Here is a 12,819-nt window from a genome sequence, read left to right on the forward strand (position 1 = left end):
CCTCGGAAGTCCGGCGGCCGGGACCAGGGAGGCTCGATGAGTGCTCAGCGCAGCGCCGCCGAAGGCCGGCCGCGGATCGTTCTGGCCCATGCCGGGGCCGACCGGCTGTGGGCGGAGTGGCTCTGCGAGCAGCTCGAACAGGGCGGGACCGGCACCGAGCCACGACAGCTTGATCCCCGGCCCGCCGACGACCTCGCCGCGCTGCTGCGGGACGCGGCCGGAGACGCCGCCGGGCTGCTGCTGGTGCTGAGCGACGCGCTGCTGCGCGCCGGGACGCGCTCGGTCACCGAGTGGGCGGAGGCGGTGGCCACCCTGCGGGCCGAGCGGGTGGTCGCGTTCCGCCCGGTGGCGGTCGGGCTGCGCCGGCCGACGTTCCTCGCCGCCGGCGAGTGCCCGGTGCTCGGCGCGCTGGACGAGGCCGACGCCCGCGCCGAGGTGCTCGCCCTGTTCGGGCTGGACGCCCCGGCCCCCCGCCGGTCGTCAGCCGTGCCCTGGCCGCTGCACCAGCCCCGGTACTGGCGCCAGCCCTTCCCGCCCCGCAACCCGAACTTCACCGGCCGGGAGGAGGCGCTGCGGGAGCTGCGGGAGCTGCTCACCGGGGACGTGACGGCGGTGGTGCCGACCGCGGTGCTGGGCCCGGCCGGGGTCGGCAAGACCCAGCTCGCGGTCGAGTACGCGTACCGCTTCGCGGCCTGCTACGACCTGGTCTGGTACGTGCGCAGCGAGCAGCTCTCCACGGTCCGGGCCGACCTGGCCGGGCTGGCCGCCTCGATCGGGCTGCGGATCAGCGACGACCTCGGGGTGACCGCCGACACGGTGCTGGAGGCGCTGCGCCGGGGCGAGCCGGTCCGCGACTGGCTGCTGGTCTTCGACAACGCACCCGCCCCGCACGAGCTGGCCCGGCTGCTGCCCAACGGCCGGGCGCCGCGGGGGCGGTGCCACGTGCTGGTGACCTCGCGGGACGAGGCCTGGCGGTCCCGCGCCGACGTGCTGGAGTTGGACGTCTACCGACGGGTGGAGAGCCTCGACTTCCTGCGTCGGCGGGCGCCCCGGCTGACCGAGCACGACGCCTTCCAGCTGGCCGACCGGTTCGGCGACCTGCCGCTCGCCCTCGACGCCAGCGCCGGGTACCTGTCGACCTCGCATCTGCCCGTGCGGGACTACCTGGTCGAGAGCGAGCAGCGGATGACCGCGCTGCTCAACCAGGCCCAGGTCTCGTCGTACGAGCGGCAGGTCGTGATGGCCTGGGTGCTGCCGATGAACCGGCTCCGGGAGCGCCGGATGTCCGCCGCCCAGCTGCTGCGGTTGTGCGCGTTCCTGGGGCCGGACCCGGTGCCGATGTCCCTGCTGCTCGGCCCGCCCGACGGCAGCCGGCCGGCGGTCGAGCTGCCCACCCCGCTCGGCGAGGAGATCGGGGACACCATGTCCCGGGCGGGCATCTTCCACGAGATCGGCGCGTACGGGCTGGCCCGGATCGGCGAGCGCGACGGCCGGGAGACCGTCCAGCTGCACCGGGTCTTCCAGCAGTTCCTCCGGGAGCAGCTCACCGATGCCGAGCGCCACACGTACGCCGGAACGGCCCGACGGCTGCTCGCCGCCGCCGACCCGGGCGAGCCGGAGCAGATCGTCCACCGCCCCCGGTACGCCGACCTGCTGGTGCACGCCGAGGCCGCCGACGTGGCCGCCGCCGCGGACGTCCCGGCGGTCCGCGGCCTGGTGATCAACCTGTGCCGGTACCTCTTCGCCCGGGGCGAGTACACCGCGTGCCAGCGACTGGGCACCCGGGCCCGGGCGGCCTGGGTGGAGGTGATCGCCCGGAGTCACCCGGACGTGGTGGCGCTGAGCGTCACGCTGGCCAACGCGCTGCGCAGCCGGGGCGAGTACGAGCAGGCCCGGTCGCTGGATGAGGCGAACCTGGCCCGGGCCCGCGCCGACCTCGGCGAGGGGCACCCGGAGACGCTCGGCGCGGCGAACGGCCTGGCGGCGGACCTGCGCCGGCTCGGCGACTGGAAGGCTGCGTACGAGCTGGACCGCCGGGCCCACGAGCGCGGGCTGCTGGCGCTGGGCCCCGACCATCCGCGCACGCTGCTCACCGCGCACAACTACGCGGTGTCCCGGCGGATGATGGGCGAGTTCCGGGCCGCACTCGCCCTCGACGAGGACGCGCTGCGCCGGTACCGGATCCGGTTCGGCGGCGAGGAGAACCGGTCGACGCTGTTCTCCGCCAACAACGTCGCCCGGGACCTGCGCGAGTGCGGGGAGTACGCCCGGGCGTGGGAACTCCAGGAGGAGGTCCACCGGCGCTACGGGGTGCTCTTCGGCCCCGACCATCCGGACTCGCTGCAGTCAATGAAGAACCTCGCGGTCACCCGCAGCAAGGCCGGGCGCTACCTCGACGCGTACCAGTTGGCCAGCGGCTGCCTGGCCCAGCACCGGCACCGGTTCGGGCCGGACCACGCCGAGTCGCTGGCCGCCGCCAGCAACCTGGCCAACGACCTGCGGTGCCTCGGCGAGACCCCCGGGGCCCGGGCCCGCGCCGAGGACGCGCTGGAGCGGCTGCGCGACACGGCCGGCGAGGAGCATCCGTACACGCTCTGCGCCGCCGTGAACCTCGCGATCTGCCTGCGGCTGACCGGCGAGCCGGAGGGCGCGCGCAGGCTCAACGAGCGCACCCGGGCCGGGCTGTCGGCGGCGCTCGCCCCGGACCACCCGTACACCCTTGCCTGCGGCACCAACCTCGCCAGCGACCTGCGGGCGCTCGGTGAGGTGCGGGCGGCGCGGCAGCTCGGCGAGGAGTTGCTGGAACGCCTGCGCGCGGTCCGGGGCGCGGCGCACCCCTACACCCTGGCCTGCGCTTCGAACCTGAGCGGCGACCGGCGCGCCGACGAGGACCACGGGGGCGCCCGCGAGCTGCTGCGGGACACCATGGCGAGCTACGAGCGCACCCTCGGCGGGGACCACCCGGAGGCCGAGGCTGCGGCGGCCCGCACCCGGCTGGACTGCGACGTGGAGCTCCCGCCGACCTGAGCCACCCCGCTCAGCCCGCCCGGTCGACGGGCTCGGGCGGGCGGATACAGCCGGACTCGCAGGCGGTGGGTCAGTAGGCGCGGGCCAGGATGGCGACCAGGTCGGGCTCGTCCTCGGAGTCCGGGACCGAGCCGTCGGCGCGCAGCAGGCAGCGCACGGTGACGCCCTGGCCGTTCGCCTCGGCCTCGCCGGCCACGCCGACCGCCGACCACGGCACCCGGGCCCAGCCGGTGGCCGCGGCCTCGATCGCCTCGGCGAGCGTGGCGACCTCGACGGTTCGGGACTCGCGGTGCGCGAGGGCCTGGTCGTGCAGCGCCCGCTGGTCGGTCTCCAGGGCGGCCAGCACCGCGCCGACCACCTCGGCCACCGGGGTGGGCGACTTCGAGCCGTCCGTACGGCGGACCACGACCGCGTTGCCGGCGGCCAGGTCGCGGGGGCCGACCTCGACGCGTACCGGGTAGCCGCGCAGCTCGGCGTCGACGGCCCGGCGGCCGAACGGGGTGTCGGTGCGGTCGTCGAGCGCGACCCGGATCCCGGCGTCCCGCAGCGCGTCGCGCAGCTCGGCCGCCGCCTCGCCGACGCCCTCGCCGGCCTTGACCACCATCACGTACGCCTGGACCGGCGCCAGCCTCGGCGGCACCCGCAGCCCGTTGTCGTCGCCGTGGGCCATGATCAGGCCGCCCAGCATCCGCGTGGAGGTGCCCCAGGAGGTCGTCCAGGCGTGCTCCCGGCCGCCCTCGGCGGAGGAGTAGCTGATGTCGAACGCCTTGGCGAAGTTCTGCCCCAGCTCGTGGCTGGTGCCGAGCTGGAGGGCCTTCCCGTCGCCCATCATGCCCTCACACGTGAACGTGGCGGTGGCCCCGGCGAAGCGCTCACGGGTGGTCTTCAGGCCGACCACCACGGGGATGGCGAGCACGTTGACCATCAGGTCCTCGTACGCCTCGTGCAGGATCTTCCGGGCGTACGCCTGGGCGTCGGAGCGGGTCGCGTGGGCGGTGTGCCCCTCCTGCCAGAGGAACTCGCTGGTGCGCAGGAAGATCCGGGGGCGCAACTCCCAGCGGACCACGTTCGCCCACTGGTTGAGCAGCAGCGGCAGGTCCCGGTACGAGTCGATCCACTTGGCCATGAACTCGCCGATCACCGTCTCGCTGGTGGGGCGCACCACCACCGGCTCGGCGAGCTGCTTGCCGCCGCCGTGGGTGACCACCGCCAGCTCCGGCGAGAAGCCCTCGACGTGCTCGGCCTCGCGCTTGAGGTAGCTCTCCGGGATGAACAGCGGGAAGTACGCGTTCTCCGCGCCGGCCGCCTTGATCCGGGCGTCCATCTCGGCCTGCATCCGCTCCCAGATGGCGTAGCCGGCCGGTCGGATGACCATGGTCCCTCGGACCGGGCCGTTGTCGGCCAGCTTCGCCTTGGCGATCAGGTCCTGGTACCAGCGGGGAAAGTCCTCCGCTCGGGGAGTGAGCACGCGTGCCATGACCGCACATCCTATGCGGCCCCCGCCGGGCGGCCGCCATCGGGCGCGACATGCCGTTCCCGGGCCACCCGCCGGGCGGCCGCCATGGGCACGCCGCCTACCGTCACCGGGCCATTCGCCGGGGCGGCGGTCCCGGCCGCCCGTGGCGGCGGGTCGGGCAGCCCCGGCCGTAGACTTCGACCACCATGGGTGAGTTCAGGGACGCCGCCCGGCAGCGACTGCGAAACAGCATCGTCGACGCCGCCCGGGCGCAGACCGTGGCCGGCGGCTGGGACGGCGTACGGATGGGCGAGGTGGCCGGCGCTGCCGGGGTGAGCCGGCAGACGGTCTACAACGAGTTCGCCAGCAAGGCGGGGCTGGCCGAGGCCCTCGCCCGGCGTGAGGTGGACCGGTTCGTCACCGACGTGCGGGTCAACCTGGACGCGCACGGCGACGACATCCCGGCCGGGGCGTACGCGGCGATCTCGCACACCCTCGCCGCGGCGGCGGACAACCCGCTGCTCAAGGCGATCCTGACCAGCGCCCGGGGCGGCTCGGACGAGCTGCTGCCGTACCTGACCACCCGCGCCGAACTGGTGCTCACCGAGGCGACCGGAGCGCTGCTGGACTGGGCCACCGTCCGCCTCCCGGCGGCCGACCCGGCCGCCCTGGCGTTCGCCGCCGACACCATCGTCCGCCTGGTGGTCAGCCACATCGTGCTCCCCCGCTCCCCGGTCGACCGGACCGCCCAGTCCCTGACCGACCTGACCCTCACCCTCTTCGGAGGGGGCGGCCGCGGAGGATGATCCGGGTGGGGGTGCGGACCACGGACAGGTCACGGCGGGGGTCCTTCGGGTAGACCGTGAGGTCCGCCAGGCCGCCCTCGACCAGGCCCGGGAAGCCCAGCCACTCCCGCGCCTTCCAGGAGGCGGCGGCCAGGACGTCCACCGCCGACATGCCGGCCCGCTCGTGCAGCAGCAGCATTTCCTCGGCGGCCAGCCCGTGGTCGATGCCGCCGCCCGCGTCGGTGCCGACGTAGATGGGCACCCCCGCCTCGTACGCGGACCGGACCACCTCGGGGAACCGGTCGCGTAGGGCGAGCATGTGGTCGGCGTACCCGGGGAACTTCGAGCGGGCCTGCTCGGCGATGCCGCCGAACGTCGCGATGTTGATCATCGTGGGGACGAGGGCGGTGCCCTGCCGGGCCATCAGGTCGATCAGGTCGAGGCTGAGCCCGGTGCCGTGCTCGACCGAGTCCACCCCGGCCCGCACCATGATCTCGACGGCGGACTCGGAGAAGGTGTGCACCGCCGCCCGCACCCCGGCGGCGTGCGCGGCGGCCACGGCGGCGGTCATCGTGTCGGCGTCCCAGGCGGGGGCGAGGTCGCCGACCCCCCGGTCGATCCAGTCGCCGACCAGCTTGACCCAGCCGTTGCCGGCGGCGGCCTGGGCGGCGACGGTGGCGGCCACCTCCGCCGCGTCGACCTCCACGCCGATGTCGCGCAGGTAGCGCTTCGGCGGGGCGACGTGCCGGCCCGCGCGGGCCAGTCGCGGCAGCTCCGGGTCGTCGTCGAGCTCGGGGTACGGGTACGGCGAGCCGGCGTCCCGGATCGCGAGGACCCCGGCGTCCCGGTCGACGCCGGCCAGCGCGCGGGCCTGGTCGAGGGAGGTGACCGGGGCGCCGCCCCGGGCGATGCCGAGGTGGCAGTGGGCGTCGGTCAACCCGGGCAGGATGAAGCCGCCGTCGACGACCGTCTCCGCCCCGGGCACCGGGTCGAAGGTGACCCGGTCGCCGACCAGCCAGAGATCCCGGACCTCGTCGTCGGGGAGCAGCACACCGCGCACATGCAGAGCCATGCACACAGTCCTACCCGATCACACCCCGTCGGTGGCGAGCAGCCCGTCCCGGCGGGTGGTGGGCGCCGGCAGGTCGACGGAGACCTTCCAGGGAAGCTCGGTGACGAGCAGGGTCCTTCGGCAGGTCGCCGAGGTCGTCGAGCGTCCACTCGTGCCGTTCGGGCAGGATCGAGCTGCGGTCATGACACCTCCCCCAGGGGCGTCGACCACCCTAAGCGCCGCACCCGTCGCCCATCGTCACTGACGGGTGTCAGCGGGGGTGGTTGTCGCCGCTCTTGCCGAGCTTGTTGAAGTCGATCTTCGGAAGCTTGAAGCCGGGCGGGAGCCCCTGCCCGCCGGCCAGGTCGTTCGGGTCCAGACCCGGCGGGAGCTGCGGCATGCCGCCCGGGAAGCCGCCCGGCATCCCGGCGCCGGCCCCGGTGCGCGGCCGGTTGCCGCTCTTGGTGCCCTTGCGCTTGTTCTTCGGCGACTTGGTCGCCTTGCGCCGGCCACCGCCGGGCAGGCCCATCATGCCGCCCATCTGCTTCATCATCTTCTGCGCGTCGGTGAAGCGGTTGAGCAGCTGGTTGACGTCCATCACCGTGACGCCCGAGCCGCCCGCGATCCGGGCCCGACGGGAGCCGTTGATGATCTTCGGGTTGGTGCGCTCGGCCGGGGTCATCGACCGGATGATCGCGGTTACCCGGTCGAAGTGCTTGTCATCGAGCTCGGCGAGCTGGTCCTTCATCTGCCCCATGCCCGGCATCATGGCCAGCACGTTGGCGATCGGGCCCATCCGGCGGACCGCGATGAGCTGGTCGAGGAAGTCCTCCAGGGTGAACTGCTCGCCGCCCATCAGCTTGGCCGTCATCTTCTCCTTCTGATCGGAGTCGAAGGCCTGTTCGGCCTGCTCGATCAGAGTGAGGACGTCGCCCATGCCGAGGATCCGGCTGGCCATCCGGTCGGGGTGGAAGACGTCGAAGTCCTCCAGTTTCTCGCCGGTGGAGGCGAACAGGATCGGCTGCCCGGTCACCTCGCGGACCGAGAGCGCGGCGCCGCCCCGGGCGTCGCCGTCGAGCTTGGAGAGCACGACGCCGGTGATGCCGACGCCGTCGCGGAACGCCTCGGCGGTGCGTACGGCGTCCTGACCGACCATCGCGTCGATGACGAAGATGACCTCGTCCGGGTTGACCGCGTCGCGGATGTCGGCGGCCTGCCGCATCATCTCGGCGTCGATGCCGAGCCGGCCGGCGGTGTCGACGATGACGATGTCCCGGGCGGACCGCTTCGCGTGCTCGATCGAGGCGCGCGCGACCTGCACCGGGTCGCCGGTGCCGTTGCCGGGCTCCGGGGCGTACACCTCGACGCCGGCGCGGCCACCGAGCACCTGGAGCTGCCCGACGGCGTTGGGGCGCTGGAGGTCGGCGGCGACCAGCAGCGGCTGGTGGCCCTGGGCCTTGAGCCAGCGGGCCAGCTTCCCGGCCAGGGTGGTCTTGCCGGAACCCTGGAGGCCGGCCAGCATGATCACGGTCGGCGGCTGCTTGGCGAACTGGAGCCGCCGCCCCTCGCCGCCGAGGACGTTGATCAGCTCCTCGTTGACGATCTTGACGATCATCTGCGCCGGGTTCAGCGCCTGGGAGACCTCCGCGCCGCGCGCCCGCTCCTTGACGTTCGCGATGAAGCCCTTGACCACCGGCAGGGCGACGTCGGCCTCCAGCAGCGCCATGCGAATCTCGCGCGCGGTGGCGTCGATGTCGGCGTCGGTGAGCCGACCCTTGCCACGGAGCTTGGTGAAGATCCCGGAGAGGCGGTCACTCAAGGTGTCAAACACGCGAACATCCCGTTTGTCAGTGTTCCGGCGGGCACAACGCGGCCGGGCTCAGGTGTCCGGCCATGGCTAGGGTAGCCCGCCGACCGCGCCCGCGCTTCGGCCCCGCCGCCGAGCAGCGGGATCGCGGCGACGGGAGGCGGGCCCGAGGGCGGGGACGGCCGTTCCCGCCGCGCACTGTGGCCACGGCGGTCCCTCACACGGCGGCCAGGACTGCGGCCTCCAGGCGGGCCCGCTCGTCGTCGGAGGGCCACCCGCCGACCAGGTAGAAGGCGTCCACCACATCGCCGCCGAGGGTGGAGATCCGGGCCGCGCGGACCTGGGCGCCGGCCTCGTCGAGGGCGCAGGTCACCCGGTACAGCAGCCCGGCCGCGTCGGCGGCGCGCAGCTCCAGCAGCACCGCGTCGGTAGCCGCCTCCCGGTGCCAGACCACCCGGGGCGCCGCCCCGCCGCCGCGCGCCGCGAGGGCCCGGCCGCGCAGGCGCTGGGTGACCGAGACGTCCCCGGCGACCGCCCGGCGCAGGTCGCCGCCGAGCGCGATCGGGTCGGGCGGCAGACCGTACCGGGGTTGCACCCGGCACTCGACCAGGGCCCGGCCGTCGACCGTGGCGGCGTCCGCGGCGAGCACCTCCAGCCGGTGCAGGGCCAGGCAGCCGGCCACCGTCGCGAGCAGCCCCCGCCGGTCGGCCGCGGCCACCGCCACCCGGTCCCCGGCCAGGTGTACGACCGGCAGTGGCCCGGCGATCAGCGCCGGGTCCGGGGCGGGCGGGGCGGGCAGCACGCCGGTGTCCAGCGCCGTGCGGACCCGGGTGACCAGCTCGGCGACGAGCCGGCCCTTCCAGTCCGACCAGGCGGCCGGGCCGGTGGCCGCCGCGTCGGCGCGGACCAGGGCGTGCAGCAGGTCCAGGGTGCTCGGGTCGCCGACCTGCTCGGCGACCCGGGCGATGGTCACCGGGTCGGACAGGTCGCGGCGGGTGGCCACGTCGGGCAGGAGCAGGTGCAGCCGGACCAGCGTGCCGATCAGCGCCACCTCGGGCCCGGGCAGGCCGATCCGGGCGGCCACGGCCTCGGCCAGCGGCGCGCCCACGGTGCTGTGGTCCGCGTGGGCGGGCCCCTGCCCGCCGGCCCGCCCGGCGGCACCAACGCCCGGCAGCCCCTTGCCGATGTCGTGCAGGAGCGCGCCGAGCAGCAGCAGGTCCGGCCGGTCCACCTCGCGGGTGTGCCGACCTGCCTCGTACGCGGCCTGCACGAGGTGCCGGTCGAGGGTGTACCGGTGCACCGGGTTGTGCTGGGGCAGGCTGCGCATTCGGGTCCACTCGGGCAGCCAGCCGTCGATCAGCCCGTACCGGTCGCAGGTCTCCCAGGCGGGCACCAGGCCGGGACCGGCCCCGAGCAGGGTGATCAGCGCGGCGCGCGCCTCGGCGGGCCACGGCGACGGCAGCGGCGGGCAGTACGCGGCCAGCCACTCGCAGGTGGCCCGGGCGATCGGCAACCGGGTGGCGGCCGCCGCGGCGGCCACCCGCAGCGACAGGCTCGGGTCGGGGCGGGCGCCGATGGCGGTGCGGGCCAGCACCAGCTCGCCGTCGTGCTCGACGACGTCCCGGGCGACCGGGCGGCGCACCGGCCGGGAATCGACGCCCCGGCGGCGGCCGGAGCGCAGCCGGTCGGCGGCCCGCCAGGCGTCGTCGAGGGCGTGGCTGATCGTGCGGGCGTCCCCGGCGACCCGGCGCAGCAGCGCGTCGCCGTCGCCGGGCCCCTGTTCCCGATTGTGGGCCGGGTCCTCGTGTGACTGGCGGCGCAGCAGCGCGTCGCCGTCGTCGGGCCCCGGTCCGGGCTGGAGCTGTCCCCCGGCGGCGTCAGGCGCGCCGGGCTGCCGCAGCCCGAGCCGGGCTGCGACCCCGTCGCGTTCCTGGGCGACCAGCCGGTCGATGCGGCGGCCGGCCTGCTCGTGCAGGGCGTCGCGGGTGTCCAACAGGCGCAGGTGGGCGGCCCGGACAGCGGGGCGCAGCGCGTCGGTGATGCCGGCGGCGGCGATGGCCCGCAGGATGCCCACGTCGCGCAGGCCGCCGGCGGCCTCCTTGAGGTCGCCCTCCAGCAGGAAGGCCAACTCGCCGTGGGCCTGCCAGCGGGCGGTGGTGATCTCCCGCAGGCCCGGGAGGCGGCGGACAACGGTGCGCCGCCAGTGGTCGGTGGCGGTCCGGACCAGCGTGTCGGCCAGTTCCCGGTCCCCGGCGACGAACCGGGCGTCGAGCAGGCCGAGGGCGACCTTGACGTCGTCCTGGGCCACCGAGAGCGCCTCGGCGACGGTACGCACCGAGTGATCCAGCCGCAGCCCCGCATCCCAGATCGGGTACCAGACCTTCGGAGCCAACTCGTCCATCCCGCCCACCCCGGCATGCAGCAACACCAGGTCAAGGTCCCCGTAAGGCGCACACTCCCGCCGCCCCAGCCCTCCCACGGCCACCAACGCCACCCCGCCCGGCCACGGCAACAGTCCCCCCAGCCACCGCTCGATCACCCCCGCCCGAGCCCTCCGAGCCCTCTCCCCCACCCCCCCGACAACGCCGACGACCTCGTTGATCAAGAGGTTTGCGTCACCGTCGCCGACGCTTTCCGACGCATTCCTCTTGATCAACGAGGTCATCTCCCTACTCCGGCCCTAGAGGGCGTCGAGGCCGCGTTCGCCCGTGCGGACCCGGACTACCTCCTCGACGCCCGTGACCCACACCTTGCCGTCGCCGATCTTGCCGGTCCGGGCGGCCCCGACGATGGCGTCGACGATCTTGTCGACGTCGATCTCATCGGTCAGCACCTCCACCCGAATCTTGGGCAGGAACTCGACCGTGTACTCGGCACCCCGGTAGACCTCGGTGTGCCCCTTCTGCCGGCCGTACCCCTGGACCTCGCTGACGGTCAGCCCGGCCACCCCGAGGGCGTGCAGAGCCTCCTTCACCGAGTCCAGCTGGTACGGCTTGATGACCGCGGTCACCAGCTTCATGTCCAACCCCTCCATCCCAGGAACGTTAACCGGCGACCTTCGCGCTGACCGGCTCGGCGGGCTGCTCCGAGGCCGGCTTGGTGCCGGCGGTACCGCCCGGCGTCCCGATCCCGGCGAGCGCGAACGCGCTGCCGCTGCCGCCGCCACCGGCCGGGGAGAGGTCGTAGCCGCTCTCGGCGTGCTCGGCGATGTCGATGCCCTCGACCTCGGCCTCGGGCTTGACCCGGAAGCCGATGGTCTTCTCGATCACGAAGGCCAGCACCCAGGCGACCGCGAACGACCAGACGGTCACGATCAGGCCGGCGATCGCCTGACGGCCGAGCTGGGTGACGCCGCCGCCGTAGAACAGGCCGTCGGAGGCGCCGACCACGTCGCTGATCGCGGCGTTGACCGAGTTGGTGGCGAACAGGCCGAGCCACAGCGACCCGATCCAGCCGCCGACGAAGTGCACGCCGACCACGTCGAGGGAGTCGTCGTAGCCGAGCTTGTACTTCAGGCTGATGGCGAGCGCGCAGACCACGCCGGCGACGATGCCGAGCAGGACCGCGGCCCAGGGGGCGATGAAGCCACAGGCCGGGGTGATGGCGACCAGACCGGCGACGGCGCCGGAGGACGCGCCGACCATGGTCGGCCGCTTGTCCTTGATCCACTCCACCGCGAGCCAGCCGAGCACCGCCGCGGCGGTGGCGAGCTGGGTGTTGATGAACGCGAGCCCGGCGACCGAGTCGACGGTCAGCTCCGAGCCGGCGTTGAACCCGAACCAGCCGAACCAGAGCAGGCCGGCACCGAGCGCGACCAGCGGGATGTTGTGCGGCTTCATGCCCTCGCGGGGCCAGCCGAGCCGCTTGCCGAGCACCAGCGCCACGGCCAGGGCCGCCGCGCCGGCGTTGATGTGCACCGCGGTGCCACCGGCGAAGTCCAACGCGTGGATGTCGCCGCCGATGATGCCGCCGCCCCACACCCAGTGCGCGACCGGGAAGTAGACCAGCGTCGCCCAGCCGAAGGCGAACAGCAGCCAGCCGCCGAACTTGGCCCGGTCGGAGATGGCGCCACTGATCAGCGCGACGGTGATCACCGCGAAGACCATCTGGAACGCCATGAACACGTAGAGCGGGACCCCGATGCCGCTGGGGTTCTCCGCGGTGGCGCCCCACAGGTCCGTCTCGGCCAGGAAGGTCTTGGTGCCGAGGTACGCGCCCGGGTCGCCCCAGAATCCGTTCACGTCGGCCCCGAAGGCGACGCTGAAGCCGTAGAACCACCACAGAACAGAGATGAGCCCGATGGCGGAGAAGCTCATCATCATCATGTTGAGCACGCCCTTGGCCCGGTTGAGCCCGCCGTAGAACAGCGCGAGCCCGGGCGTCATGAGCAGCACGAGCGCGGTCGAAACCAGCAGCCAAACGGTGTTGGCGCCGTCGATCGTCGGTGCTTCAGGCACGCTGGCCTCCTAAAGGTGAAGTTCCCTCCTTCGCGGCTTCCGAGGCAACGTCGCCCGTACGCCGGTTGCGCGGAAGCTTGGTCGCCTCCTGTTTCCTTCACCGTCACCCGTCGATTTCCAACCCGTGACGCTGTGTTTCATACGTGTGAAGAACCCCTCACCGTCCCCGCCACCACCCCACCCCTCCCATCTCCCCTCACCCTCCGGGGCTCCGGCAGAGTCGTGAGGGTCTCCGG

Annotated in this window: 9 protein-coding genes; 2 read left to right on the forward strand and 7 right to left on the reverse strand. The window is 74.0% G+C overall.

The features are described 5' to 3' along the window. The first annotated feature begins 36 nt into the window (after positions 1 to 36). Positions 37 to 3,027 (forward strand): FxSxx-COOH system tetratricopeptide repeat protein, encoded by a 2,991-nt coding sequence (gene fxsT / locus OG559_RS04425; protein WP_405112738.1) that lies wholly within the window; start codon positions 37 to 39, stop codon positions 3,025 to 3,027. A 70-nt stretch (positions 3,028 to 3,097) separates the two neighbouring features. Here the strand turns inward: fxsT and proS are convergent, their stop codons facing one another. Continuing rightward, positions 3,098 to 4,504 (reverse strand): proline--tRNA ligase, encoded by a 1,407-nt coding sequence (proS, locus tag OG559_RS04430; protein ID WP_405112740.1) that lies wholly within the window; start codon positions 4,502 to 4,504, stop codon positions 3,098 to 3,100. 185 nt (positions 4,505 to 4,689) lie between these two features. Between proS and OG559_RS04435 the strand changes: the two genes are divergently transcribed. After that, a complete protein-coding gene (locus OG559_RS04435) occupies positions 4,690 to 5,289 on the forward strand; it encodes a TetR family transcriptional regulator (RefSeq protein ID WP_405112742.1) in 600 nt (199 codons plus the stop codon). On the opposite strand, the gene OG559_RS04440 is transcribed toward OG559_RS04435, so the two are convergent. The 6 genes from OG559_RS04440 to OG559_RS04465 form a co-directional block, all read right to left on the reverse strand. After that, positions 5,255 to 6,340, reverse strand: a complete 1,086-nt coding sequence (locus OG559_RS04440) for an amidohydrolase family protein (protein ID WP_405112744.1) — start codon at positions 6,338 to 6,340, stop codon at positions 5,255 to 5,257. The genes OG559_RS04435 and OG559_RS04440 overlap by 35 nt on opposite strands. A gap of 18 nt (positions 6,341 to 6,358) precedes the next feature. After that, positions 6,359 to 6,523 carry a hypothetical protein gene (locus OG559_RS04445; protein WP_405112746.1) on the reverse strand — a complete coding sequence of 55 codons (165 nt, stop codon included), beginning with the start codon at positions 6,521 to 6,523 and terminating at the stop codon, positions 6,359 to 6,361. A 67-nt stretch (positions 6,524 to 6,590) separates the two neighbouring features. Further along, positions 6,591 to 8,150, reverse strand: a complete 1,560-nt coding sequence (ffh, locus tag OG559_RS04450; RefSeq protein ID WP_405112748.1) for a signal recognition particle protein — start codon at positions 8,148 to 8,150, stop codon at positions 6,591 to 6,593. A 193-nt stretch (positions 8,151 to 8,343) separates the two neighbouring features. After that, positions 8,344 to 10,791: a [protein-PII] uridylyltransferase gene (locus OG559_RS04455; RefSeq protein WP_405112750.1), complete on the reverse strand. Its 2,448-nt coding sequence runs from the start codon at positions 10,789 to 10,791 to the stop codon at positions 8,344 to 8,346. A 15-nt stretch (positions 10,792 to 10,806) separates the two neighbouring features. Beyond that, positions 10,807 to 11,145 carry a P-II family nitrogen regulator gene (locus OG559_RS04460; protein WP_387017112.1) on the reverse strand — a complete coding sequence of 113 codons (339 nt, stop codon included), beginning with the start codon at positions 11,143 to 11,145 and terminating at the stop codon, positions 10,807 to 10,809. Between the two features lie 25 nt (positions 11,146 to 11,170). After that, positions 11,171 to 12,583, reverse strand: a complete 1,413-nt coding sequence (locus OG559_RS04465) for an ammonium transporter (protein ID WP_396669810.1) — start codon at positions 12,581 to 12,583, stop codon at positions 11,171 to 11,173. Positions 12,584 to 12,819 lie beyond the last annotated feature (236 nt).

The sequence above is a fragment of the Micromonospora sp. NBC_01405 genome, assembly GCF_045040155.1.
Classification (GTDB): domain Bacteria; phylum Actinomycetota; class Actinomycetes; order Mycobacteriales; family Micromonosporaceae; genus Micromonospora.